This is a genomic window from Streptomyces sp. NPDC045695 (genome assembly GCF_056432025.1).
This window is the reverse complement of the sequence record NZ_JBWKJU010000017.1, coordinates 58,890-83,782: the sequence shown is the minus strand read 5'-3', so window position 1 is coordinate 83,782 and position 24,893 is coordinate 58,890. Positions and strand designations below refer to the sequence as shown.

Annotated in this window: 22 protein-coding genes and 1 pseudogene; 13 read left to right on the top strand and 10 right to left on the bottom strand. The window is 71.9% G+C overall.

Annotated elements, in window-relative coordinates:
- Positions 1–15 precede the first annotated feature (15 nt).
- Positions 16–468, top strand: a complete 453-nt coding sequence (locus tag AC07DU_RS25565) for an iron chaperone (RefSeq protein WP_479113805.1) — start codon at positions 16–18, stop codon at positions 466–468.
- A gap of 161 nt (positions 469–629) precedes the next feature.
- Here the strand turns inward: AC07DU_RS25565 and AC07DU_RS25560 are convergent, their stop codons facing one another.
- Positions 630–1,403: an SDR family oxidoreductase gene (locus AC07DU_RS25560; RefSeq protein ID WP_479029789.1), complete on the bottom strand. Its 774-nt coding sequence runs from the start codon at positions 1,401–1,403 to the stop codon at positions 630–632.
- 77 nt (positions 1,404–1,480) lie between these two features.
- Between AC07DU_RS25560 and AC07DU_RS25555 the strand changes: the two genes are divergently transcribed.
- The 5 genes from AC07DU_RS25555 (at position 1,481) to hemC (ending at position 5,278) form a co-directional block, all read left to right on the top strand.
- Positions 1,481–2,104 carry a TetR/AcrR family transcriptional regulator gene (locus AC07DU_RS25555; RefSeq protein WP_360891877.1) on the top strand — a complete coding sequence of 208 codons (624 nt, stop codon included), beginning with the start codon at positions 1,481–1,483 and terminating at the stop codon, positions 2,102–2,104.
- 105 nt (positions 2,105–2,209) lie between these two features.
- Entirely contained in the window at positions 2,210–2,740 is a 531-nt protein-coding gene (locus tag AC07DU_RS25550) for a GNAT family N-acetyltransferase (protein WP_479113803.1), read from the top strand.
- Between the two features lie 278 nt (positions 2,741–3,018).
- Positions 3,019–3,417 (top strand): pyridoxamine 5'-phosphate oxidase family protein, encoded by a 399-nt coding sequence (locus AC07DU_RS25545; protein WP_479113801.1) that lies wholly within the window; start codon positions 3,019–3,021, stop codon positions 3,415–3,417.
- A 197-nt stretch (positions 3,418–3,614) separates the two neighbouring features.
- Positions 3,615–4,235, top strand: a complete 621-nt coding sequence (locus tag AC07DU_RS25540; protein WP_479029776.1) for a DUF4232 domain-containing protein — start codon at positions 3,615–3,617, stop codon at positions 4,233–4,235.
- 104 nt (positions 4,236–4,339) lie between these two features.
- Positions 4,340–5,278: a hydroxymethylbilane synthase gene (hemC, locus tag AC07DU_RS25535; RefSeq protein WP_479113800.1), complete on the top strand. Its 939-nt coding sequence runs from the start codon at positions 4,340–4,342 to the stop codon at positions 5,276–5,278.
- Positions 5,279–5,344: 66 nt separating this feature from the next.
- Here the strand turns inward: hemC and AC07DU_RS25530 are convergent.
- The 3 genes and pseudogenes from AC07DU_RS25530 to AC07DU_RS25520 all read right to left on the bottom strand — a co-directional run.
- A pseudogene (locus AC07DU_RS25530) lies at positions 5,345–6,022 on the bottom strand (PP2C family protein-serine/threonine phosphatase); the annotation flags it as partial.
- 13 nt (positions 6,023–6,035) lie between these two features.
- Positions 6,036–6,623, bottom strand: a complete 588-nt coding sequence (locus AC07DU_RS25525; RefSeq protein ID WP_479113798.1) for a DUF4232 domain-containing protein — start codon at positions 6,621–6,623, stop codon at positions 6,036–6,038.
- Positions 6,620–8,719, bottom strand: coding sequence for a SpoIIE family protein phosphatase (locus AC07DU_RS25520; RefSeq protein ID WP_479113796.1), 2,100 nt, complete (start codon positions 8,717–8,719; stop codon positions 6,620–6,622). The genes AC07DU_RS25525 and AC07DU_RS25520 overlap by 4 nt, the downstream gene beginning before the upstream one ends.
- 474 nt (positions 8,720–9,193) lie before the next feature.
- Between AC07DU_RS25520 and AC07DU_RS25515 the strand changes: the two genes are divergently transcribed.
- From AC07DU_RS25515 to AC07DU_RS25495, 5 genes are all read left to right on the top strand, one after another.
- Positions 9,194–9,961, top strand: a complete 768-nt coding sequence (locus tag AC07DU_RS25515) for an ABC transporter substrate-binding protein (RefSeq protein ID WP_479113872.1) — start codon at positions 9,194–9,196, stop codon at positions 9,959–9,961.
- Complete coding sequence (locus tag AC07DU_RS25510) at positions 9,928–10,758, top strand: amino acid ABC transporter permease (protein WP_479029763.1); 831 nt, start codon at positions 9,928–9,930, stop codon at positions 10,756–10,758. Before AC07DU_RS25515 ends, AC07DU_RS25510 begins: the two co-directional genes overlap by 34 nt.
- Before the next feature lie 37 nt (positions 10,759–10,795).
- Positions 10,796–11,614 (top strand): amino acid ABC transporter ATP-binding protein, encoded by an 819-nt coding sequence (locus tag AC07DU_RS25505; protein WP_479113870.1) that lies wholly within the window; start codon positions 10,796–10,798, stop codon positions 11,612–11,614.
- Positions 11,615–11,701: 87 nt separating this feature from the next.
- On the top strand, positions 11,702–12,259 hold the full coding sequence (locus AC07DU_RS25500) for a PadR family transcriptional regulator (RefSeq protein ID WP_360891847.1): 558 nt from the start codon (positions 11,702–11,704) through the stop codon (positions 12,257–12,259).
- Positions 12,260–12,315: 56 nt separating this feature from the next.
- The gene (locus AC07DU_RS25495) at positions 12,316–14,040 is read left to right on the top strand and encodes an acyl-CoA dehydrogenase family protein (RefSeq protein WP_479113794.1); all 1,725 of its coding nucleotides are present in this window, start codon (positions 12,316–12,318) and stop codon (positions 14,038–14,040) included.
- 106 nt (positions 14,041–14,146) lie between these two features.
- Here the strand turns inward: AC07DU_RS25495 and AC07DU_RS25490 are convergent, their stop codons facing one another.
- The 4 genes from AC07DU_RS25490 to AC07DU_RS25475 form a co-directional block, all read right to left on the bottom strand.
- Entirely contained in the window at positions 14,147–16,255 is a 2,109-nt protein-coding gene (locus tag AC07DU_RS25490; RefSeq protein WP_479113792.1) for a protein kinase domain-containing protein, read from the bottom strand.
- 106 nt (positions 16,256–16,361) lie between these two features.
- On the bottom strand, positions 16,362–17,246 hold the full coding sequence (locus tag AC07DU_RS25485; protein ID WP_479113790.1) for a GNAT family N-acetyltransferase: 885 nt from the start codon (positions 17,244–17,246) through the stop codon (positions 16,362–16,364).
- A 62-nt stretch (positions 17,247–17,308) separates the two neighbouring features.
- A complete protein-coding gene (locus tag AC07DU_RS25480) occupies positions 17,309–18,913 on the bottom strand; it encodes a flavin-containing monooxygenase (protein WP_479113788.1) in 1,605 nt (534 codons plus the stop codon).
- 276 nt (positions 18,914–19,189) lie between these two features.
- On the bottom strand, positions 19,190–20,104 hold the full coding sequence (locus AC07DU_RS25475; RefSeq protein WP_479029745.1) for an MBL fold metallo-hydrolase: 915 nt from the start codon (positions 20,102–20,104) through the stop codon (positions 19,190–19,192).
- A gap of 131 nt (positions 20,105–20,235) precedes the next feature.
- On the opposite strand from AC07DU_RS25475, the gene AC07DU_RS25470 reads away from it, so the two are divergent.
- A complete protein-coding gene (locus AC07DU_RS25470; RefSeq protein WP_360891831.1) occupies positions 20,236–20,664 on the top strand; it encodes a MarR family winged helix-turn-helix transcriptional regulator in 429 nt (142 codons plus the stop codon).
- Between the two features lie 118 nt (positions 20,665–20,782).
- On the opposite strand, the gene AC07DU_RS25465 is transcribed toward AC07DU_RS25470, so the two are convergent.
- The gene (locus AC07DU_RS25465) at positions 20,783–21,379 is read right to left on the bottom strand and encodes a TetR/AcrR family transcriptional regulator (RefSeq protein WP_479113786.1); all 597 of its coding nucleotides are present in this window, start codon (positions 21,377–21,379) and stop codon (positions 20,783–20,785) included.
- Positions 21,380–21,494: 115 nt separating this feature from the next.
- Between AC07DU_RS25465 and AC07DU_RS25460 the strand changes: the two genes are divergently transcribed.
- On the top strand, positions 21,495–22,478 hold the full coding sequence (locus AC07DU_RS25460) for an aldo/keto reductase (RefSeq protein ID WP_479113784.1): 984 nt from the start codon (positions 21,495–21,497) through the stop codon (positions 22,476–22,478).
- Here AC07DU_RS25460 and AC07DU_RS25455 read toward each other — a convergent pair.
- A complete protein-coding gene (locus AC07DU_RS25455) occupies positions 22,464–24,878 on the bottom strand; it encodes an Orn/Lys/Arg family decarboxylase (protein ID WP_479113782.1) in 2,415 nt (804 codons plus the stop codon). The genes AC07DU_RS25460 and AC07DU_RS25455 overlap by 15 nt on opposite strands.
- Between the last annotated feature and the right edge of the window lie 15 nt (positions 24,879–24,893).

The window sequence follows — 24,893 nt, the reverse complement described above, 5'->3', positions numbered from 1 at the left end:
ACGGGGAGGTCTGCCATGAGCAGCACCGGGAAGAGCACGCACGAGGGATTCACGGCCGAGGAGCGGGCCGCGATGAAGGACCACGCCCAAGAGCTGAAGTCGGCCGCGCGCCGGAGCTCGCGCGCGGACAAGGCGGCGGAGGCGGAGCGCGAGGTGCGCGCGAAGATCGCCGAGATGCAGGACTCGGACCGGATCATGGCCGAGCGCGTCCATGCCGTCATCACGGCCAGCGCCCCGGCCCTCGCACCGAAGCTCTGGTACGGCATGCCCGCGTACGCACTGGACGGCAAGGTCGTCTGCTTCTTCCAGAGCGCGGAGAAGTTCAAGGCGCGCTACGCGACCCTCGGGTTCAGCGACCAGGCGAAGCTGGACGAGGGCCCGATGTGGGCGGCCGGTTTCGCCCTGACCGAGGTGACGGCCGAGGTGGAGGCGCGGATCGGCGCGCTCGTGAAGCAGGCGGTGAGCTGAGGCGCGCGACGGCGCCGCACCGTAGCGGAGCACACGCACCCCGTGTGCGCTCCGCACCACCTCAACGGCTGAACGGCTGAAGGGTCCTGGGAGAGTTCCGGCGACCGTCCAGCAGTTGGAGCGGGATTCACAGACGGGTGCTCCCGCCCAAGGGTGGAGGTTCACAGACTGGAACCTCCGGTGGCGTCGATCACCTTGCCGGTGACCCAGCGTGCGTCGTCCGAGGCGAGGAAGGCCACGATGTCGGCGACGTCTTCCGGCTGGCCGACCCGTCCCAGTGCGGCTAGGGAGGCTGCGTGGGCTTCGGCTTCCGGATTGCCTCGCAGCCAGCCTGCGTTGACGTCCGTGTCGATGATCCCGGGAGCGACCGAGTTCGCTGTGATGCCCCGGGCGCCGAGTTCCTTGGCGAGGTTGAGGGTGAAGTTGTCCAGGGCGCTCTTGGTGGCGCCATAGGCGATGGCCTCGGGCATGGCGAGGTGGGCCGCGCCGCTGGAGATGTTGATGATCCGGCCAGTGTCGCGCAGTCGCTTCAGGCCCTCTTGCACGATGAAGAACGGCGCTCGCACATTCACGGCGAAGACCTCGTCGAAACCGTCCTCGGTCAGTGACGCCAGGTCAGCACTGAGGCCGATGCCGGCGTTGTTGACGATGATGTCGACGACTCGCCCGGGTGCGTGCTGGGGGATCTGGGCGTCGAAGGCCGACCACAAGGCGGCGGCGTCACCGCGATGGCCCAGCTGTGCGTGGAGGGCGAAGGCCCGGCCACCGTCCTTTCGGATGCGTTCCACGACGTCGTGAGCCGCGCTGGCGTCGCTGGCGTAGGTGAGTGCGACAACAGCGCCGTCCTGGGCGAGCCGCTCCGCGACGGCTCGCCCGATGCCCCTGCTGCCGCCGGTGACCAGCGCGATTTTTCCTTCAAGTCGGTGCATACCCATGGCGGTTGGAGCCTTTCATTTGTTGAGTGCTCGACCAAAAAAGAAGCTAGCACGATTTCTTGGTCGATCGCTCTAGAATGTGGCGCATGACTGAGACGCCCAAGCGCGGCCGTCCGCGCACCTTCGACCGCGCGGCGGCGCTGACCGTGGCCACACGCCTGTTCTGGGAGCGCGGCTATGAAGGCGTTTCCATCGGCGAGCTGACCGAGGCGATGGGGATCCGCTCCGGGAGCCTGTACGCGGCCTTCGGGGACAAGAAGTCCCTCTTCGAGGAAGTGGTCACCGCCTACGGCCGGTCACCTGTCGGTGCCTTCGCAGAGGTGGCGCTCCGCGAGGAGTCGACTGCGTACGGGGCGTTCGCACGCATCCTTCGGGAGGCGGCGGCGATCTACCCGGATCCCTCGCACCCGGCGGGCTGCCTGGCCATCAGCGCCGCAACCAACGTCACTCAGCAGGATGCGGAGGTACAGGCGTTCCTCCGTGATCTGCGGAAGAAGAACGTGGACGGCTTCGAGGCCCGGCTACGGGAGGCACAGCTGGCCGGAGAGCTACCTGCCGGGGCCGGCCCTCGGGCCTTGGCCGACTACTTCGCCACAGTCCTCCAGGGCCTCTCGCAGCGAGCCCAGGACGGCGCTACCGCCCCTCAACTGGCGGCAGTAGCCGAACTGGCGCTGACCGCCTGGCCGACCGCGCAACGCTGATCAGCACTAAGGGTTCGGTTGACCAGCCCGGGGGTGTTGTGGTGGGCGGTGCTCGGTCGAGATATTCGCTGGTCGCCGCTTGTTGATGGTGGTCATACTGCCGCGATGGATCCAGTGACTCTTGAGACGGACCGTCTGGTGCTGCGGGCCTTCACCCCTGCCGACGTGGATGCGGTGTACGAAGCCTGCCAGGACGAGGACATCCAGTTCTACACCCCGGTGCCGGTGCCGTACCGGCGTGCGGACGCGGAGAAGCTCGTCGGCGAGACGCTGCCCACTCAGTGGGCCGAGGACAGGGACTACACCCTCGGGGCGTTCCGCAAGGACACCGGCGCCCTGGTCGGCTCGTACTGCCTGACCCTCATCAGCCGCGGCGTCTGGGAGCTCGGGTACTGGGCGGTCAAGGAACAGCGCGCACGCGGGTACTCGGCGGAGGCCGCTCGGGCCCTGTGCGACTGGGGCTGGGCCACCATCGACGTCCACCGCATCGAGTGGTGGGCCATGGCCGGGAACACCGGCTCGCGTGCCGTCGCCGAGAAACTCGGCTTCACCGTCGAAGGGACACTGGGCAATCGCAGCATCGCCAACGATGGCAAGCCGCACGACTGGTGGGTGGGTGGACTTCTGAGGCCTTGATGCTCGGGGCGGTGCTTGGTCGGCTGCGTTTGCTCGTCTGCAGGGACGCTGGTGACTGTTCTGCGGCGCGAGGACGCGGATGCGGTCCGGCTGCACTCCTGGCGCCGTCGGTGTTGCTGTGACCGCATGGGTTCACCGGGCCGATCGGCCGGGCTGGGGGTGCGTGGACCGTTGACGCTTGATCATCCCGTGACACCGGCACGCCCGGGTGCCCGTGGTCGGCGTTTCGGACCACCCCTTCGAGACTGCGCCCGGCGGCGCGCCGCTACATTGCCGCGATGGACGTGAACGAATTTTTAGCCCGCCCCCTGGTCGCCCGTGTGGCAACCGTGGGCCCTTCCGTCCGCCCGGTGTGGTTCGTCTGGGAGGAGGGGGCATTCTGGTGGCTTACTGGCGCGTACTCCCGGCTTGGGCGGGTCATCGCCGAAGATCCGCGCATGGCAGTGGTCGTGGATACCTGTGAGCCGGCCACGGGGGAGGTGTTCTCCGTGACGTGCCGGGGGAGTGCCGAAACAGTGGCGCTTGACCGGGCGCGGGCGGTACGCAAGTTGGGTAAGTACCTCGGGCCGGTGGAGCTCTGGCCGGCACGATTCTCCGAGCCGCTGGAGGATCCGGCTACGAAGATGGTGCGGTTCGTGCCCGACCGTCCTCCTAGGCTGCAGGATCGGTCTTGGTAGGGCCAGGAGGCGCCGGAGGCGGGGTCCTCCACCCCGCCGTCGTTCAGCAGCGGGGCCTGGCCGGGCGGCGCGGCCGGTCATCGAGCCCGCGCTCTGGTGTCGCTTCGGCGAGAGACCGTCACCAAGCTGTGAAGCTTCCACGGGACGCTGGTGTTCCGCCTGGCGCATTCCGCGCGTCCCATCAAGGGAGCAACACGATGAGCACCGTACGCAGAGCCGCTGCCGTCCTCGCCGCCGTATCCGCCCTGGCCGTCCTGAGCGCCTGTGGGCCCGCCGAGGACGGCGCGTCAGCCGGGTCGGGCGGTCCGGCCACCGGCCCCGCGAAGCCCACGAAGTCCGCGGCGCCCGCGAAGCCGTCCGGGACCCCGGGCAAGGGCGCGACCCCGTCGCCCGATCCCGACTTCGACGTCTTCCCGTGCGGCACGAACGACCTGACGTTCACGGCGTCCCTCGCGGAGCCCACCACCGGCAGCTATCTGCTGAAGATCACCAACAAGGGGACCAAGGCGTGCAGGGCGCTGGGCCACCCGGTCGTGACCTTCGGTGACCTGGACGGACAGGCGACCGAGCGGGGCAAGGCCCCCGGCATCGAGGACGCGATCCGGCTCGCCCCGGGCGCCTCGGCGTACGCCGGGCTCATGGGTGGCGCCCACGACGGCACGGGCAAGACCGTCAACACGATCGCGATGACCATGAACACCGAGTCCGATCTGGTGCAGACCCCGCTCAAGGCCTCGACCCCCGGCCTGTACGTGTCGCCCACGAAGAACTCCGTGACCGCGTGGGTCGACAACGCGGAGGACGCGCTCAGCCTGTAGACGCATCCCCGAAGCCCCTTGGTGACATTCTGTCGGAAAGCGCATGCTTTCGAGGGGCTAGGCTTGAAGGTCAACATGGTTGCCCGAGCGGGGAGTTGGCCGGAATGACAGACGTGATCGTGGTGGGCTCACGGGCCAGCGCGCTGGCGAAGAAGCAGGCGCGCGAGTGGCTGGAGCAGATCGCGTCCGTGACCCGCGGCGTCGTGTTCAAGCGGCGTCTGCTCACCGAGGGCGGAGACCGGGACCGCGTGACCGCCACGCTGGCGGAGGTCGCCAGGACGTCGGGGGGTTCCGCGTTCTCCACCGACCAGGAACGGGCCCTGGTGGAGGGAGAGGTCGACGTGGTCGTGCACTCCCTGAAGGACCTGCCGACCACCGTCGCCGAGGGCACGGTGCTGATGAGGACACCCGGGCCGCGCGAAGACGTCCGCGACGTGTTGTGCGGATCCACCCTGGACGACCTGCCCCACGGCGCCTCGGTCGGCACCGGCGCCCCGAGACGGATCGCTCAGCTCCTCCATCTGCGCCCCGATCTCAACGTGATCCCCATCCGGGGCAACGTGCCCACGAGGATCAAGCACGCCGGCCGCGCCGGCATGCACGCGGTGGTGCTGGCCGCAGCGGGACTGAACCGGCTGGCGATGATGCCCCCGGCCGACCGGAGCCATGTCTTCGACCCGGCCCTCTTCCTCCCGTCGCCCGGACAGGGAGCCCTCGGCATTCAGGTCCGCACCGGTTCGAAGGCCGCCCGCATCCTCGCCGGTACCGGAGACGCACACGTGGACGCCTGCGTACGGGCGGAGCGCGCGCTGCTCGCGGAACTCCACGGCGGGTGCTCCGTACCGGTCGGTGCGTGGGGGCGCATCGAGTCGGACGGTCTGCTCCACCTGTCGGCGGCCGTCACCTCACTGGACGGGACCACGCAGGTCAGGGCCTCGGGCGCCGGCCCGGCGGACAGTCCGGAGAAGCTCGGGGCCTGCCTCGCCGATGACCTCCTGGCCCAGGGCGCTGCGGCCGTGCTCGCCGCGATCAGGCAGCCCTGAGCCGCCGCGACCCCAGGGGCCGCCGTGCTCCGTGCAGGTGGGGCGGGCGGGCGAGGGCGTCGGCCCTCACAGGCGCAGGACGACCAGCGCCGTGTCGTCGGTGATGCCGACCGGCGGGACGAGATCGGTCAGCAGGGCGTCGGCGAGCGCGCCGGGGTCGGCGGTGCGGTGCCGTGCCACGGCCTGCGCGAGCCTTCGCAGGCCGGTGCCGATGTCCTCGCCACGGCGTTCGATCAGGCCGTCGCTGTAGAGGACCAGCGTGGAGCCGTCGGTGAAGGCCGTACGGGCCTGGGGGCGCCCGGCCGGTTCGGGCCGGGCACCCAGCGGCGGGTCGGTGGCCCCGTCGAGGAAGGTGACGGTGCCGTCCGCGTGGCAGAGCGCGGGCGGGGGATGGCCCGTGCTGCTGTAGGTGAGGGTGCGGCCGTCCCGGTCGATGAAGACCAGCACCGCGGTCGTGGAGTCGGCGCCGCCGATGGAGCGCGCGTACAGGTCGAGGCCTTCGAGGGCCCGGGCGGGGTCCTCGGCGACGCGGGAGGCGGCTGACAGGGCGCTGCGGAGCCGGCCCATGACACCGGCCGCGCGCAGTCCGTGGCCCACGACGTCACCGACGGCGACGGCCGTCCGGCCGGGAAGGTCGACGAGGTCGTACCAGTCGCCGCACACGTTCAGCCCTCCGGCGGCGGGCCGGTAGCGGACGGCGGCCTGGTGGTGGCCGAGCGGGAGCGGCGCGGGCAGCATCGCCTCCGTCCTCGGCCGGTCAGGAACCGCTGCCGCGGAAGGCGGTGGCGTGCACGGTGGCGCCGCACAGCGCGAACTGCCCGCCGTCGTCGGGCGCCAGCTGGAACCCGCCCCCACCCGCCCCGTCCCCACCCCCGCCGCTCACACCCACCACCAGCGAAGGGACGACGGTCGGCTCCGCACCGGAGGCGCAGTACCCGCCGGCCTCACCCAGGACCGGCGTGAAGGCGAGCTCCGTCGAGGCACGGCCCCCGACCGCCAACTCCACGGCGCGCGCCGGGCCTTGCCCGACCACGTGCAGGGGCTTGTTGCGGTCGGGCGAGCCCTGACCGGCGAGGGCCACCGTCGGAAACCCCTTCAGGACGCACGGCGCGGGACCGTCGTTGCTCACGGTGATCCGCACCCGGCTGCCGTCGACGCGCCGCGCACCGTCCGCGGTGAGCTGCTCGTTCGTACAGGGCGCTGTGGACGACGACCGCGCCCCGGCCGGCGCCGCGGCGGCCGGCCCGGCGGACGGCGACAAGGCGCAGGCGCAGGCCACGGCCGCCACCGCTACCGCCCACGGGCCCGGGCCCCGGCCCGCGCCGCGCCGCCTCGGGCCCCTCACGGCTGCGCCTCGCGGTGAGCGGCCCGGCCGTGCGTACCGATGCGGGCGGCGAGCAAGGCGATGTCGTCGTCGGCGGATGCCGGTACGAGGTGGGCGATCAGCGAGTCGCACAGGTGGTCCAGCGGTTGCCGGGAATCGGTGAGCAGGCTGGTGAGCTCGGCCAGGCGTTCGTCGATGTCGCGGTTGCGGGCCTCGATGAGGCCGTCGGTGTAGAGGACCAGGAGGCTGCCGGGCGGCAAGGTGATGTCGGTGGTGGTGAACGTGATGCCGCCGACCCCGAGGGGCGCGCCGGGTGGGGTGTTGACGACGTAGACGGTGCCGTCGGGCTGGGCCACGGCGGGTGGCGGGTGTCCGGCGCGGGTGACGGTGCAGTGCCCGGTGGCCGGATCGCAGACCACGTAGAGGAAGGTGGCGAGCATCGGCTCGGTGAGGTCGGCGAGGGTGGCCTCCAGCTGCTGGAGGAGGGCCGCGGGGGACATGTCGAGGCGTGCGAGCGCGCGGACCGTCGCGGAGAGGCGTCCCATGACCGCCGCGGCCGCGATGCCGTGGCCCATGACGTCCCCGATCAGGAGGGCGGCCCTGCCTCCGGCGAGCGGAAGGACGTCGTACCAGTCGCCACCGACCTCGTTGACGTCGCTGGCCGGCAGGTAGCGGTGGGCGATCTCGATGCCGGGGGGCGGGCTGACGTGCTGGGGGAGCATGCTGCGCTGGAGGACGACGGCGGTCTCGTGTTCGTGGAGATAGAGGCGTGCGTTGTCGATGCTGATGGCGGCCCGCGCCGCGAGTTCGCCGGCGAGGGTGACGTCGTCGGAGCCGAAGGGGCTCACGCGCCGGGTGCGGTAGAAGGTGGCGACCCCGAGGACCAGGTCCCGGGCGATGAGCGGGACCATCATGAACGAGTGCACGCCGGTTTCGAGCAGTTGGGCGGGCTTGGGGGAGTGGCGGGCGGCGGGGGCCACGGCCCGGTCGTCGAGGTGGGCGATCAGGAACGGCTGGCGTGCCGCGAGGGCCTGGGTGTACGGGGCGGACGCGGGGAAGGTGAGGGTGCGGCCCAGCGGGGCGAGGATCCGGGTGACGGCGGAGCCGCTCAGCGGCGCCTTGCCCAGGCGTCGCAGCGCCACGCCCGCGGCGAGTCCCGGGCCCGGTTCGCCGCCCCGGGCGAGTGAGTCCAGTACGTCCACGGTGACGGCGTCGGCGAGGTGCGGTACGGAGAGGTCGGCGAGCTCCTGCGCGGTGCGCTCCAGGTCCAGGCTGGCGCCGACGCGCGAGCTGGCTTCGCTGAGCAGGGCGAGCCGGCGGCGTCCGGTTTCGGCCTCGGTGTGGTCGCGCTCCTGGGCGGTGATGTCGAGGAGGGAGGCGATGACGCCGATGGGGCGGCCGCCCGGGTCTTCCACGCGGACGTAGGAGCAGGCCCACACGCGGTCGTGTTCCGGGTCGGCGGGCGTCCGGCCGGTGCGACGGCGGTCGAGCACCGGCTCGCCCGTGTCCAGGACCTCCCGCATGGCCTCTTCCATCTCGTCGGCGTTGACCTGGGGGAGCACCTCGGCCAGGCGGCGGCCCACGTGGGCCGACTCCGCGAGCCCGTTCATCGCTTCGAGCGCCGGGTTGACCTGGAGGAACCGCAGCTGCGTGTCGAGGATGGCGATGCCGACGGGTGAGCGGGCGAACAGTCCGTCCCACACCGCCGAGGATCCCCGGATGCGGCGGGCGGCGTGGGCGTCCGCGGCGAAGACCAGCACGGCCGAGGCGCCGTGGCGGCGGTCCGGTACGGGACAGGCCCAGATTTCGAGTTCCAGGGGGTGACCGTTGCGGTGCCAGGCGGTGACCGTGCCCATCACCCCGCGGCCGGTGGCGGCCGTCTCCCACAGGGACCGGCCCAGGCTGCGGTCGGCCCCCGGATGCAGCAGATCGGCGATGTGCCGCCCGATGACCTGGGGCGGGGCGTACCCGAGGAGGTCCTGCGCGCCGTGGTTCCAGCGCACGATCATCCCGTCGCTGCTGGTGGCCACCAGAGCCACCGGCAGGGCGCCCAGCCACCCTCCGGCGTCCTGGGCGGCGCTGCTGACCAGGTCGTCGAACGGAGTCCCCTCATCCATCGTGCACCCGCTCCTCCCGGGCGGTGCGGCCGGCCCGGACGGCGCTGGCCGTGCGGTGCGGCGGGCCTGGGCAGTGGTGCGCGCCGGCGCCACCCCTGGGCACGAGGGGTGCCACGGTCAGCTCCCGCGGCCGCTCGCCCGCTGCGGGCGGCGGCTGGGCTTCGTCCACACCTCCCATCGTCGCCCTGTCGGCCCGGCGCCGCTCTTCGGCCGCACGCCGCACCGCCGCACCCGGCGCCGCTCCTGGGCGGCCGGGCTCGGCCGGGGCTCGGCCGTACCGGCGACGACGCTTCACGAATGATCCACCGCCGCGCGCCACGGGGGCTTACGATCGCGACGGACGGTCTCGTCCCGCGACCGCCGCCCCACCCACACCCGTGGAGGTCTACCGTGTTCCGGACGGCGCAAGGACACCGCACTCACCGCCGCAGCCACCGCATCCGTTCGGCGGCCGGCGCTGCCGCCGCCGCGGGAATGTTCCTCGCGGTGGGCTGTTCCTCCGGCGACAGCGGTCCGGGGGAAGCGGCCGGAGGCGTACGCGTCGTACAGCAGGGCAAGCTGACCACCTGCACCCATCTGCCGTACCCGCCCTTCCAGTTCGAGCAGAACGGCAAGGTCGTCGGCTTCGACGTGGCACTCATCGACCTCGTCGCGCAGAACCTCAAGGTGGAACAGAAGATCCTCGACACGCCGTTCGAGAACTTCAAGACCGGTGCGTTCCTCAACTCGGGCCAGTGCGACCTGGCCGCGGCCGGCATGACGATCACCGACGAGCGCAAGAAGAACGTCGACTTCTCCGTTCCCTACTTCGACGCGACCCAGGCCCTGCTCGCGACGAAGAAGAGCGGTGTCACCTCGCTCGCCGACGTCAAGGCGAAGGGGAAGAAGCTGGGCGCGCAGGCCGAGACCACCGGCGAGAGCTACGCCAAGAGCCAGGGCTTCAACCCGGTCGCCTTCGAGAGCTCCGACGCGGTGCTCAACGGGCTGCGCACTGGCCAGGTCGACGCGGTCGTCATCGACTACCCCGTCGTGCAGGGCTGGCTCAAGGACAAGGCGAACGCGTCGGAGTTCGTTCTGGGACAGAACATCGAGACCGGTGAGCAGTACGGGTTCTCGGTGAAGAAGGGCAACACCGCTCTCCTCGCCGAGATCGACAAGGCGATCACGGCGGCAAAGGCGGACGGTACCTACAAGAAGCTCTACGAGCAGTGGATCGGCCCGCTGCCCCGGGCCACGTCGTGACCTCTCGGCTCACCCGGCGCCAGCGGCGCCGGGTCTGGCAGGGCGTCCAGTACGCGATCTTCATCGCCGCGATCGTCGTGATAGGCGTCCTGGCCGACTGGGACCGGCTGCAGAACCAGTTCGCGCAGACGGACCTGGCCCTCCGCCTCTTCCCGAAGATCATCACCATCGCCCTGCGCAACACGGTGGTGTACACGATGTCCGGGTTCGTCTTCGGCCTGGTCCTCGGTCTCGTCATCGCGATGATGCGCCTGTCCTCGGTGACCCCCTACCGGTGGGTCGCGAGCGTCTACATCGAACTCTTCCGGGGCCTGCCCGCCCTGCTGATCTTCATCTTCGTGGGCGTGGCGGTGCCCCTGGCGTTCCCGGGCACCGAGATCCCCGGCGGGACGTACGGGAAGGTCGCGCTCGGCCTCGGCCTGGTCGCGGCCGCGTACATGGCCGAGACGATCCGGGCCGGCATCCAGGCGGTGCCCAAGGGCCAGATGGAGGCGGCCCGCTCGCTGGGCTTCTCCCACGCCCGCGCCATGGTGTCGGTGATCATCCCGCAGGCGTTCCGCATCGTCATCCCCCCGCTCACCAACGAGCTGGTCCTGCTGTTCAAGGACTCCTCGCTGGTGCTGTTCCTGGGCGTGACACTGGAGGAGCGGGAACTGACGAAATTCGGCCGGGACCTCGCCAGCGAGACCGCCAACTCCACCCCGATCCTGGTCGCGGGCCTGTGCTACCTCCTCGTGACCGTGCCGCTGAGCTTCGTGGTGCGCCGTCTTGAGGCCCGCGCGGACAAGGCCACGTGAGGACGCGATGACAGAGACGACGGGAACGGCGCACACGATGACCACGGACCGTCCGGAGATCGAGATCCGCGGGCTGCACAAGTCCTTCGGTGACAACCACGTCCTGCGCGGCATCGACCTGGAGATCGCCCGCGGCGAGGTGGTCTGCGTCATCGGGCCGTCCGGCTCCGGCAAGTCGACGCTCCTGCGCTGCGTGAACCTGCTGGAGGAGCCGACCGCGGGCCAGGTCTTCGTCGGCGGTACCGAGGTCACCGACCTGGACGTCGACATCGACGCGGTGCGCCGCCGCATCGGCATGGTCTTCCAGCAGTTCAACCTCTTCCCGCACGTGAGCGTCACCGAGAACCTCACGCTGCCGCAGCGGCGGGTGCTCGGCCGGGACAGGGCCCAGGCCGCCGCCGTCGCCCGCGAGAACCTGGAGCGCGTCGGCCTCGCCGAGAAGGCGGACGCCTTTCCGGCGCAGCTGTCCGGCGGCCAGCAGCAGCGGGTGGCGATCGCCCGGGCCCTGTCGATGGGGCCTGAGGTGATGCTCTTCGACGAGCCGACCTCGGCGCTCGACCCGGAACTCGTCGGCGAAGTGCTGTCGGTGATGCGGGTCCTGGCGGGGGAGGGGATGACGATGATGGTCGTCACCCACGAGATGAGCTTCGCCCGCGAGGTCGCGGACCGCGTCGTGTTCATGGACGGCGGGGTCATCGTTGAGCAGGGACCGGCCACGCGGGTGGTGACCCGTCCGCAGCACGAGAGGACCCGGAACTTCCTCAACCGGATCCTGGACCCGGCGGCGGTCGAGGTGCCTTCCGTCCACGGGGGCCCCGAGCGGGGGGAACCGGCCGACGGCGGCCCGAAGGACTGAGGACCGGCGGCGGCGCACCGGGTGAGCCGCGTCTCACCCGGGCGGGGGCGCTTGTCTATGCAACGAGTTGCATAGAAAAATCGGGTCATGGCACTTGAGCACGCGATCCTCGTCTCTCTGCTGGAGAAGCCGGGCTCCGGATACGAGCTGGCCCGCCGGTTCGACCGGTCCATCGGCTACTTCTGGACCGCGACCCACCAGCAGATCTACCGGGTGCTCAAGCGCATGGAGGGCGACGGCTGGCTCGACGTCCGCGAGGTGCCCCAGCAGGCCAGGCCGGACAAGAAGGACTACTCGGTCGCCGAGGCCGGCCGGGCCGCCCTCGCCGCCTGGCTGGCCGAGCCGATCCAGCCCGACAGCGTCCGCCACGAGCTCGCCGTGAAGATCCGCGGCGCGGCCTTCGACGACCCGGCCGCGCTCATTCACGAGGTCGAGCGGCACCACCGGGCGCACAGCGACCGCCTCACGCACTACCTCGCGGGCGAGCTGCGCGACTTCACCGGGCCGCAGGCCCCCGCGGTGTCCCGCGACCCCGGACGGGAGCTCCAGCACGTCGTGCTCCGCGGCGGCATCGCGTACGAGCGGATGCAGCTCGCCTGGCTGGAGGACGTACTCGCCACGCTCCACCGCCTCGCCGCCCCCTGACGGGCTCACCCGCCTCACCAGTAACCCCTCATCCCTCGACCGAAAGGCCGGCCGACATGTCCGACCCGCTGCTGTTCAACCCGCGCACCTACGACCCGGCGCACTTCGACCCCGAGACCCGCAGGCTGCTGCGCGCGACCGTCGACTGGTTCGAGAACCGCGGCAAGCGCCGGCTCATCGAGGACTACCGCTCCCGTGCCTGGCTGGCGGACTTCCTCGCGTTCTCGGCCGAGTCGGGGCTCTTCGCCACCTTCCTGACGCCCGCCCCCGCCGCCGGCGAGGCGGAGCCGGACAAGCGCTGGGACACCGCACGGATCGCCGCCCTGAACGAGATCTTCGGCTTCTACGGCCTGGACTACTGGTACGCGTGGCAGGTCACCATCCTCGGTCTCGGCCCGGTCTGGCAGAGCGAGAACGCCGAAGCCCGCGCCCGGGCGGCGCAACTGCTGAGCGAGGGCGAGGTGTTCGCCTTCGGCCTGTCCGAGAAGACCCACGGCGCCGACATCTACTCCACCGACATGCTGCTGGAGCCCGACGGTGACGGCGGCTTCCGCGCCACCGGCTCCAAGTACTACATCGGCAACGGCAACGCCGCCGGTCTCGTCTCCGTCTTCGGCCGCCGCACCGACGTGGAGGGCCCCGACGGCTACGTCTTCTTCGCCGCCGACAGCCGCCACCCGTCGTACCGGCTCGTCAAGAACGTCGTCGACTCCTCCAAGTACGTCAGCGAGTTCCGCCTGGAGGACTATCCGGTGGCCCCCGAAGACGTCCTGCACACCGGTCGCGCCGCCTTCGACGCCGCCCTCAACACCGTGAACGTCGGCAAGTTCAACCTCTGCACCGCCTCCATCGGCATCTGTGAGCACGCGATGTACGAGGCCGTTACGCACGCGCAGGGCCGCATCCTCTACGGACGCCCCGTCACCGCCTTCCCGCACGTGCGCCGCGAGCTGAGCGACGCGTACGTCCGCCTCGTCGGGATGAAGCTCTTCAGCGACCGGGCCGTCGACTACTTCCGCTCCGCCGGCCCCGATGACCGCCGCTACCTGCTGTTCAACCCGATGACGAAGATGAAGGTGACCACCGAGGGCGAGAAGGTCATCGACCTGATGTGGGACGTCATCGCGGCCAAGGGCTTCGAGAAGGACACCTACTTCGCCCAGGCGGCCGTCGAGATCCGCGGTCTGCCGAAGCTGGAGGGCACGGTCCACGTCAACCTCGCGCTGATCCTCAAGTTCATGCGCAACCACCTGCTGGAGCCGGCCGCGTACGCAGAGGTACCGACCCGCCTCGACGCGGCGGACGACGCCTTCCTCTTCCGTCAGGGGCCGGCCCGCGGTCTGGGCTCCGTACGCTTCCACGACTGGCGCCCCGCCTACGAGGCCTACGCCACCGTGCCGAACGTCAGCCGCTTCCGCGAACAGGCCGACGCGCTCTGCGAGTTCGTCAAGACCGCCGCCCCTGACGAGCAGCAGAGCCGGGACCTCGACCTCCTCCTGGCCGTGGGCCAGCTCTTCGCGCTGGTGGTGCACGGCCAGCTGATCCTGGAGCAGGCCCGTCTGACCGGCCTGGACGAGGACGTCCTCGACGAGCTGTTCGGGGTCCTCGTGCGCGACTTCTCCGCGCACGCCGTCGAGTTGCACGGCAAGGACTCCGCCACCGCGGACCAGCAGGAGTGGGCACTGGGCGCGGTCCGGCGCCCGGTCGTCGACGCCGAGCGCTCGGCGCGCGTGTGGGCGCGCGTGGAGGCGCTGGCCGGGGCGTACGAGATGGCGCCGTAACGCCGGACCGTCCTGCGGGCGGCGCGCGGCGAGGAGTGAACGGACGGACGGCACCCGGCAGCGGGTGCCGTCCGTCCGTGCGCGGGGGCGCCGCCGGGCCGCGGGCTCAGCGCCAGGACGGGTGGCCTTCGGCGGACGCGCCGTCGGTGAGTGCGCGCTCGCCGGTCTTGTCCGTGCGCACGGCCCAGATCGCGGGCTTCTCGTACGGGCCGCGGACGAAGGCGACCCACGCGCCGTTGACGGACCAGGCGGGGTCCATCTCATGGGCGCCGGTGGCCACCAGCTCACGATCGTCCGTGCCGTCGGCGTCCACGAGGCGGATGTCGCCCTGAGTCCCCGTGCCGTAGGTCCCCGCGGTGTAGGCGAACGTCGCGCCGTCCGGGGACCACACCGGATCGAGCGCCGGATGGGGCAGCCGGGTCACCTGCTGGGGAGCGCGGTCCGGGGCGGCGGGGTCTACCACGTGGATCTGCCAGTTCTCGGGTTCCGTCTGCAGGCAGACCGCGATGCGCTTGCCGTCCGGGGACCACGCGGGATCCTCGACCTGGCCCGCGCCCGAGGTGAGCTGGCGGGCCGTGCCGTCGGCGACGTCGACCACGAACAGTTGCTGTACGCCGTCCTTCTTGCGCAGGACGGCGAGTTGGCTGCCGTCCGGCGACCAGGACACCCTGCCGCCGGCGATGGAGGCGATCCGCCGGGGGTCCGAGCCGTCGGCGCGGGCGGTCCAGACGGCCGTGCCCTCGGGCGTGGTCCGGGTGAACGCGAACGACCTGCGGTCGGGGGACCACTGGGGCAGCATGTCGCAGGCGCCACCCGCGATGAGCCGTACCGGCGCGGGAGCCCCCGCGTCACGGCGGGCGACGGCGCCGTGGCAGGTCGCGGGCCACCCGGGGGCGGTGTCCTGCCGGATCAGCAGGGGGTCGGTCGGGAAGGGGGCGGGGCCGGGGGCGGGCGCCGAGCTGCTGGGAGAGGCGGCGGGGGACTTGGCATCGCCCTTGGCGGAGCCGTTCCAGGGCTGCCACAGCAGCAGGCCGACGGCCGCGAGGGAGGTCACGAGCGCCGCCGCCACCACCACGGCGCGGCGGCGCCGGGGCCGCGCGCCCACCGGCTGGCGCACCCCTTCGGGCCCGGGACCGGGATGGGGGCCGGGACCGGGACCGGGACCGGGATGGGGAACGGGAGCGGGAGCGTGACCGGGACCGGGTAGCGGTACGGGAAGGGGTACGGGCTCGTGTCCGGCTTCGGGACCGGCCTCGGGTCCGGCTTCGGGCTCCGCGTCGCCGGACCGGAGGGTGTCCGGTGCCGGGACGCCGTGCGGGCGGTCCGGCACCGGAACGGGATCGGATGCCGGGTCCAGGCGGGGGAGCAGCTGCGTCGCCGCGTCCGGCAGCCAGCAGTCACCCGCCGGGTGGCGGACGGTCAGGCTGTCCAGGAAGGCGGTCGGGGTGGGGCGTGCCCGCGGGTCCTTGGACAGACAGGCGCCGATGGCTTCGCGGAGTTCGCCGGGGACGGCCGCCAGGTCCGGTTCCTCATGGACGACCTTGTAGTGCCTGGCCGCGGACGGACCGTCGCCGAAGGGCGAGCCGCCCGCGGCCTGGGTGAGCACCACCCCGAGGGCGAACATGTCGACGGCGGGGGTGACGGCGCCACCGCCGGTGAGTTGTTCGGGTGCGAGGAATCCGGGCGTGCCGACCTGCATTCCGGTCTGCGTCAGGGCCGTCCCGTCCAGAGCGCGCGCGATGCCGAAGTCGATGACGCGCGGCCCGTCCTCCGCGACGATGATGTTCGCGGGTTTGAGGTCGCGGTGGATGACCCCCGCCCGGTGGATCGCCTGCAGTGCCTCGGCCAAGCCGGCTGCCAGGACGGTGAGGGTGTCCAGGGGCAGCGATCCCACCTGCGCGAGCACCGCTTGCAGGGTGGGTCCGGGGACGAAGGCGGTCACCAGCCAGGCCGGTTCCCCGTCCGGATCGGCGTCGACGACGGGGGCGGTGTGGAAGCCGCCGACCCGCCGTGCGGCCGCCACCTCGTCGGCGAACCTGCGCTTGAACCCGGGCTCGGTGCTCAGCTCGGGACGCACGACCTTGACGGCGACCGCCCGGCCGGACCGGGAGCGGCCGAGGTAGACCACGCCCATGCCCCCCTGGCCGAGCCGTCCGACCAGGCGGTAGCGGCCCTCACCGACGGAAGTGGGGTCACCCGTTTCGAGCGGCTTCATGGGTCCCCCCGTATCACGCCTTGCACGATGAACAGCCTCTCTGTACCGGTCGCGCCGCTCACCAGTCAAGCGAGGCCCCCGCGGCGCCGACCCGGCCCCCGGCCGGTCAGCGATCCACGCGGCCACCGGGAGGCTGAAGGTCGAGCGAGCGGTACTCGTCCAGCACCGCGAAGCCCGTGCTGTCGTACAGCTTCATCGCGATCTCGTTGCCGCCGAAGACGTTGAACATCATCGCCTCGTCGCCGCCCTGCCGGGTGGCCCACTCGCCGACGGCCATCGCGGCCCGGCCGTAGCCCTTGCCGCGGTGCTGCTCGTGCACGTCCAGGGAGAATCCGAAGGTCACGCCCGGCAGGAAGCCGTGGTTCAGCCAGCCGGTGCCGACCACCTGGCCGTCCGCCTCCATCGCGTAGAAGGCGTGCCCCGGCGAACGGAACCCCTGGGGGAGGTTCCGGGCGAAGTCCTGGTCCGACTTCTCCTTGGCCTGCTGCGGCGTCAGAGCTCCGGCCCGGACGATGTCCGCGATGTACGCGGCCTCCTGACCGGCATACCAGAGCGGGTACTCCTCCTCGGTGAGCGGGCGGACCGTCAGACCCGGTGGCAGCTCGGGCTCCTCGGCGGCGGCACGCATCCGGTTCTGTCCCAGTACGGGGTAGTCGGCGAACACCCCCGCTCCCGCCCCGCCCGTGAGCCGGACCTCCACCCGCTGCGCGCCGTGCTCCGCGCACCACCGCTCGGCCCACTCGCGCCCGCGCGGGACCGTCAGGTCGTGGATCCGGCCCACGGTCGCCCCGTTGTCCTCCGTCACCCCGACCGCGATCCACCCCTCGCCGTCCGTGGCCACCGTCCAGTCGTCGATCCCCTTCACCGCCCGCTCCAGCAGGGCCCGGGCCAGGCGCTCCGAACATCCCGCCGCCCGGTACCCGGCCAGGACCCGCTCCTCGAACCCGCCCCGCCAGCGGCCCGGTTCGGCCGCGATCGCTATCTCGTTCATCCCCCCACCCTAGGCAAAGGCGCCGGGCCCCCCGGTCGGGGCGTCGCGCTTGCGGGGACCTGTCAGGGCTGCTCTCCCTTCGCCGGAGCCGTACGGTCGTCGTGCCGCGGCCTCGCCTGAGCCGGCAGGGCGGCGGGCCGGCCCGGTGCGTACCACGTGTAGGAACCGGGGTCGAAGCGGCTCAGCCGGCGCACCAGCCGCCCGGTGGACCACGGCCAGGCGAAGGTGTTCCGCCCGCCGGGGCTGAAGTAGTAGCTCGTGCAGCCGCCGGAGTTGTACACGGTGCTCCGCAACGCCTCCTGCACCGCCGTGTTGTGCGTGGCCTGCGCGCCCGGCCGGACGTCGAGCGCCCGATGGCCGCCGCGGTCGAGGTGGCTCAGGGCGGCGGTGAGGTACGTCAGCTGGGCCTCCAGAACCGTGATCGCCGAGGTGGAGCCGCCGAGCAGGTTCGGTCCCAGGAGCAGGAAGAGGTTGGGGAATCCGCTGACGCTCGTCCCCAGGTACGCCTGCGGTTCGCCGTCCCAGGCTTCGTGCAGCGTCCTGCCGTCCGTGCCGTGCAGACTGCCGGCCAGCGGTAGCTCGCCGACGCGGAAGCCCGTGGCCGTGACGAGGACGTCGGTCGGGGCCGTGCTGCCGTCGGCGCCGACGACGTGGTTCCCCCGCACGGCGGTCACGGCAGTCGGGTGCAGGCGCACGTGCGGCTGCGTCAGGGCCTGGTAGTAGGTGCTGGAGGTGAGGAGGCGCTTGCAGCCCAGCCGGTAGTCCGGAGTGAGCGCCTGGCGCAGGGCCGGGTCACGGACCGCGAGCCGCAGGTGTGCTCGGGCCCCCGCCTCGACGAGGCGGGCGACCCGCGGGTGACGAAAGGCGAATCCGAAGCCCTCCTGCAGGGTGTACTGCCCGGCGCGCAGGGCCCGGCGGGCACCGGGCAGGCTGTCCAGGCCCCGGTTGAAGGCCGCCGGCACCGGCAGGTCGGGCTTGGGAAGCACCCATGGGGCGGTCCGCTGGAAGAGGTGCAGGGCTGCCGCCCGGGCCGCGATGGCCGGGACGATCTGGACGGCGGAGGCGCCGCTCCCCACCACGGTCACACGCCGCCCGGCCAGGTCGACGCCGTGGTCCCAGCGGGCCGTGTGGAGCACGGGCCCGGGGAACTCCTCGACCCCGGGGGCGTCGAGGCGGCGCGGAACGTGCCACGGCCCGGTGGCCAGGACCAGTACCGCGGCGCTGTAGGGCCCGTCGCTGGTCTCCAGCAGCCAGCGCCCGGCCGCCGGATCCCACCGGGCTTCGCGGACGTGCACCCCACAGCGCAGGACATCGCCGAGCCCGTGCTGCTCGGCCGTCGTCCGCAGGTACGCATGGATCTCCCGCTGTCCGGCGAAGACCCTGCTCCAGGCGGCGCCCGGGGTGAACGAGTAGCTGTAGAGCGTCGAGGGCACGTCGCAGGCACAGCCCGGGTAGGTGTTCTCCCGCCACGTACCGCCGAGTTCTGACCCCTTCTCCAGGACGAGGACATCGCGGAAACCCGCCTGACGCAGTCGGATGGCAGCGCCGATGCCGGAGAACCCGGCTCCGACGACCACGACGCGTACGTGCTTTCCGTGCCGTGCGGCCTGCGCCGCGTCCGCCGGGTGCGCCGGGTGCGCGGGGTGCGCCGCGTCCGCCGGGGTCACAGCACCGGGCCGGACGGCTGGCGGGCCCCGGTCGACCGCTCGGGCCACGGATACGCGTTTCGCTTCATTGACGCCATGGGCCGCATCATCCTCGAACCGCTCACCCGGGCAGCGCACACCCGCCTGGTCCGGAGCAAGGGAAGAAACCTTCCGGACTGGGGATTTGAGGGACTCCCGCCGCCGACGACGGCACTCGAACGGAGCACGGCCCGGCCGCGAAGCGTGCCCGCCGGCCGCCCCGGCGCGCGAGCCGCCGATGGCACGGGCCCCGTCGGGTCAGGCGTCCAGGGGCCGCCAGGCGGGGCCGTCCCCCTCCTGCCGGACGTGTCCGAAGACCACGTCGGCGAAGTGGACGCCGAATCCGATGGTGCCGGGCTCTGCCAGCTCGGCGACGAGGCGACTGCGGTGGTCGGCTGTCAGGGCGGGGTCGTGGTCGAAGGCCGAGGACCATTCGGGGTGGTCGATCTGGATCGGCGAGTGCACGGCGTCACCGAAGGCGATCAGGCGCCGTCCGCCGCCCGTGATGACGTACTCGGCGTGCCCGACGGTGTGGCCGGGGGTGATCCGCACGTGCACGCCGGGGAAGACCTCCTGTCCGTCCGTGACCGTACGGACGCGCGGTGCGAGGGCCGCGACCTGCTCGGTCATGCCCTGGGCCTCCAGGAGGTCGCGCCGCTCCCACTCCTGCTCGGAGATCAGGTAATCGGCGTGGGCGAACACGGGCCGGTCACCGCCGGGGGCGGGGTGACACGCCCAGCCGAGGTGGTCGGAGTGGAGGTGGGTGAAGGCCACCGCCTCGATGTCCTGCGGGCTGCGTCCGAGTTCGGCGAGGTTCTGCGCGAGGGCGCCTCCGTGGATGGCGCTGATGGGGCCGTCCGGGCCCCGGTGCTCCTGCGGACCGAAGCCCGCGTCGATCAGCAGCGCGCGGTCGCCGTGCTCCACCAGCAGGCCGCCGACGCTCCCCACGAGGTGGCCCGTGGCGTCCAGGTACTCCGGGTGTGCGGCCCACACCTCGTCGGTGGTGTCCGGGAGCAGGCGCAGCGGCCGCAGTCGTACGTCGCCGTCCGGTACGTACGAGACCTTCGTGTCGCCCAGCCGTATCGAGCGGATTCCCGCAGGCCGGCGCAGTCGTACGTCCTGGGCCACCGTCACGTCAGCCGCCAGTCCGTCAGTCATGAGTCCGTCAGCCATGAGTCTTCTCCTGTGAGTCGTCATCAGGTCGCGGCAGGGCTCCCTGCGGCGACGACGATCACCATAAACATCAAGTTCGAATCATTCAAGCTGTAAATATGTTGCCTTGACGGACTTGCTAGGGTGGTGGCATGACGACGTCCCCCGACTCGCAGGCCATCGCCGAGCGACAGCTGTGCGGTCTGGTGAACGGACTGGCCCAGCGGATCGCCGAGCACGTACGGGAGCGCGCCGCGACCCTCGGCCTCACCGCGTCCCAGGCGACCGCGCTGCGGGAGATGAGCGGCCCGATGACCATGCGGGAGCTCGCCGACCGCATGAGCTGCGAGCCCTCCAACACCACCTTCGTCGTCGACAAGCTGGAGAAGCAGAGTCTGATCGAGCGCCACCCGCACCCCACCGACCGCCGCGCCAAGCACCTGGTCCTCACGGCCGAGGGCGCCGCACTGCGGACGCGTCTCCTCGAACTCCTCGCGGTGGACTCCCCGCTCTCCGGCCTCACCCCGCAGGAACAGCGGGTCCTGCACGGCCTGCTGGAGCAGGCCGTCACCTCCGCCTGAGCCGACGCCGGCACGGCCATCGGAGGTGCGCGCCCCCCGCCCACCCTGTGGTGACGAGGTGCGGTGGCGCCTCGATGTCTTGCCTCAGCTGTCAGCTAGCTGTCAGCTGTCTGGCTGTCTAGTCGTCCTGCCCCGCCGACTGCGGCGGCCGGATCAGGCGGCGGACGGATTCGACCACCGTCTCGCGGTGCCGGGCCAGCCGCTCCGGGGGCCACGCGTCGCCCGGGCCGCCCGCGGCCGTGCCGTCCACCGTGCCCGTCCACGCCTGCGCCAGGCCCATCACCAGCGCGAGCAGGTCCGCCGGATCGAGGGCGGGATCGATCAGCCCCGCCCGCTGTGCCCGCTCCACCGCCGTGATCTTGCCCCGGTAGGACTCCGCCTCGGCGTCGGTGGTTCCCGGCCGCTCCAGCTGCTTCCACTGCACCAGGCGCATGAGGTCCGGACGTGCCACGAGGTGGTCGAAGACCGCCCCCACGTACCCGGGCAGGTCCTCGGCGTCGAAGGGTACCGATTCCGAGCCGGTCTCCAGCGCCCGCTGGAGCACGGCGTCGAAGAGCTGCTCCTTGTTGCCGTAGTAGACGTAGATGAGCCGCTTGTTCGCCTGGGCGGTCTCCGCGATGCGGTCGACCCGCGCCCCGGCGATGCCGTACGCGGCGAACTCGGAGAAGGCGGCGTCGAGCAGCCGTGCCTTCGTTGCGCTGGAATCCCGTGCCATGGCAGGCAGCCTAGCAAGTAACTATCTAGTTATTGACATCTGCCGCAGCCGTGGCGCACACTCGAACTATCCAGTTAGTTACTTACGGACCAACCCACCCCACGGAGGACACACCATGGAGATCCGCGCACTGGGCGGCCAGGGACTGAAGGTCGGCGCCGAGGGCCTCGGCCTCATGGGCATGAGCGCCCACTACGGAGCCACCGACGAGGCCGAGTCCCTCGCCACCATCGACCGCGCCCTCGAACTGGGCGTGACCCTGCTCGACACCGCCGAGGGCTACGGCCCCTTCCTCAACGAGCAGCTCCTCGGCAAGGCCCTGGCCGGCCGCCGCGATGCCGCCGTCATCGCCACGAAGACCGGCGTCGAGTTCACCGACGAGGGTGCGCTTCTGGGCCACAACGCCACCCCCGAGTACATCCGCCGCTCCGCCGACCGCTCCCTGCGCCACCTCGGCACCGACCACATCGACCTGTACTACCTGCACCGCGTCGACCCGAACGTGCCGATCGAGGAGAGCGTCGGCGCCATGGCCGAGCTGGTCGCCGCGGGCAAGGTCGGCCACATCGGGATCTGCGAGGCGGCCGCGGCCACTATCGCCCGCGCCCACGCCGTCCACCCGCTGGCCGCCGTACAGACCGAGTACAGCCTCTTCGAGCGCGGGATCGAGCACGACGGCCTCTTGGACACCCTGCGTGAGCTCGGGATCGGTCTCGTCGCCTACTCCCCGCTCGGCCGCGGCTTCCTCTCCGGAGCCGTGACCAGCCCCGACGACTTCGCCGCGGACGACTTCCGCCGCACGGACCCCCGCTTCCAGGGCGAGAACTTCGACCGCAACCTGGCCGTCGTCGACCGGGTCCGCGACCTCGCCGCCCGGAAGGGGGTCACGCCCTCGCAGCTCGCGCTGGCCTGGACCCTGCGCAGGGGGGCCGTACCGATCCCCGGGACCAAGCGGCGCCGCTACCTGGAGGAGAACGTCGCCGCGACCGCGGTCACGCTCACCGACGCCGACCTGGCCTCCATCGACGCCGTCGCGCCGCACGGCGTGGTCTCGGGGGACCGGTACGCGCCCGAGCTCATGACGTCACTGAACGGCTGAGCCCGGAGCCCCCTCGCGGTCCGTACGGACGCACTCGATCAGGTAGTCGCCGTTCTCGGGATCCACGGTCACACCGTGGGCCTCGCTGTGGAAGCCCGGGAAGGCCCGGTCGAAGGCCTCCAGGGCGCGCAGGTACCGCAGCAGCGGCCCGTCCGGAGCGCCGGTGGACTCCCCGGGCATCAGTACGGGGATCCCCGGCGGGGTCACGGTCACCATCGCCGCGGCCACCCGCCCGGCCGCCTCGGCCAGCCGTACGCGCTCCGTACCGCCCCGGATCAGCAGCTGGTAGCAGTGGCGCGGCGGGGCCACCGGCTCCGGGAGCTCCTGGAAGGCCGCGTCGAGGGCGTCGATCAGCTCGGCGCGGGTCAGGTGCTCGTGCATCGCGCGGCACAGGGCGCCGAGGGTGGTGCCTGCGTAACGGCGCGGGAACTGCTCGACCAGCTGTGGCAGCACCCGGTCCAGTGGTGCGTCCGCGTCGTGGAGGGCCTTGAAGTCCATGAGGGCGTCCATCAGGGTGCCCCACTTGCCCTTCGTGATGCCCATCGAGAACAGGATCAGCGTGGTGTAGCTGTCGGTCTTCTCCACGACGATCCCGCGCGCCGCCAGGTAGGCGGTGAGGATCCGTGCGGGGATGCCCCAGTCGCCGGTCTCACCGGTGGCCGTCACCCCGGGGCAGGTGAGCGTGACCTTGACCGGGTCGAGCAGGCAGTAGCCCTCGCTCAGCCCGGCGAAGCCGTGCCAGTCGGCGCCCGGCTCCAGGTGCCAGCACGACGGCTCGCGGCTCAGCAGGGACGGCGGCGCGTCCGCGAACGCGACGCGCGCCCCGGTCACCGGATCGGTGACCGAGTCGGGCTGCCACACGCCGAAGAACCAGCCCGGCCGGTCCCCGGCGGCGGCGACGCGGCGCCCGGTGCGCACGACGGCCTGTCGGAACCGGATCGCCTCGGTCACCGCCTCGTCGATCAGCCACTGGCCCTGCGGGCCGTCCATCATGGCGGTCGCCACGTCCAGGGAGGCGATCGCCGGATACAGCGGCGAGGTGGTGCCGTGCATCATGAACGCCTCGTTGAACCGCTCGTGTTCGACCGGGGCACGCGGCGCGGACCTGATGTGGACCATCGCGCACTGCGAGAGTGCGGCCAGCAGCTTGTGCGTGGACTGCGTCGCGAAGATCGTGGGCCGCCCCGGCCCTGCTCCCGGGCCCGCGCCCGCCCCCGGGGCGGTGTCGGTGTCGGTGTCCAGGAGGGTGTCCGGGAAGGTGTCCGGTCCGACGGCCATGCCGTAGCGGCCCGCGTAGAGCGGGTGGAAACGGGCGTACGCGAACCAGGCTTCGTCGAAGTGCAGGCGCGGCGTGCTCGGCGCGAAGGCCCGGGCCGCCGCGACGGTGTCGTAACACAGGCCGTCGTAGGTGGAGTTGGTCACGACCGCGTACTGGGCCGCGGGGGAGAGGGCGCCCGCGGTGAGCGGGTTCGCGGCGATCCGCGCGGCCACCGCCGCCGGGTCGGTCTCGGCGGGCGGCAGGGGGCCGGCGAGCCCGTAGCCGTTGCGGGTCGGCACCAGGTAGACCGGGCGCGCCCCGGAGATCACCAGCCCGTGCAACACCGACTTGTGGCAGTTGCGGTCCACGAGCGCGATCTCGTCGGTCGTCACGCTGTAGTGGCCGACCATCCGGTCCGCGGTGGAATCGCCGTGCAGGACGAAATACGTGCGGTCGGCGCCGAAGACCCGGGCGGCGTTGCGCTCGGCCTCGCCGATCGGACCGCTGTGCTCGAAGAGGGAACCGAGCTCCCCGACGGAGATGGACAGGTCGGTGCGGAACAGCCGCTCCCCGTAGTAGTCGAAGAACGCCCGCCCGGCCGGGGATTTGAGGAAGGCGACCCCTCCGGAGTGGGCGGGGGTGTGCCAGGAGTACTCGTGGGAGTCGTCGAACCGGCGCAGCGCCTTGAAGAACGGCGGCAGGAGGTCCCGGTGGTAGCCGCGGGCCGCGGCCGCGACCCGGCCCGCGATGAAGGACGGGGTGTCCTCCAGCGGCCAGATGTAGCCGACCACCGTCTCCGAGACCCACAGCGGCAGCCGCTCCAGGTCCTGGTCGGTGTCGTCCGCCATGACGAGGAAGACCGGCAGGTCCTTGAACCGGCGCTCGATGTGCCGCAGGACCTCCCCGCCGCCGCCCTCCTCGACCGCGCCCCCCGCCGTAAGCGGCAGGTCCCAGGCGACCACGGCCGCCGCGAGCCCGGCCTCGGTCTGCAGGGCGGCCTGTGCGTCGCGCGCACTCGGCGCCCAGCGCAGCTCCAGGCCCTGGTTCTCCAAGTCCTTGCCGATGCGCCGCAGTTGCTCGGCGCTGACGCCGCCGCCCATCGGATTCTCCCGCAGCACCAGCAGGACCGTGCCGTTCGCCATGTGTCCGCTCCCCAC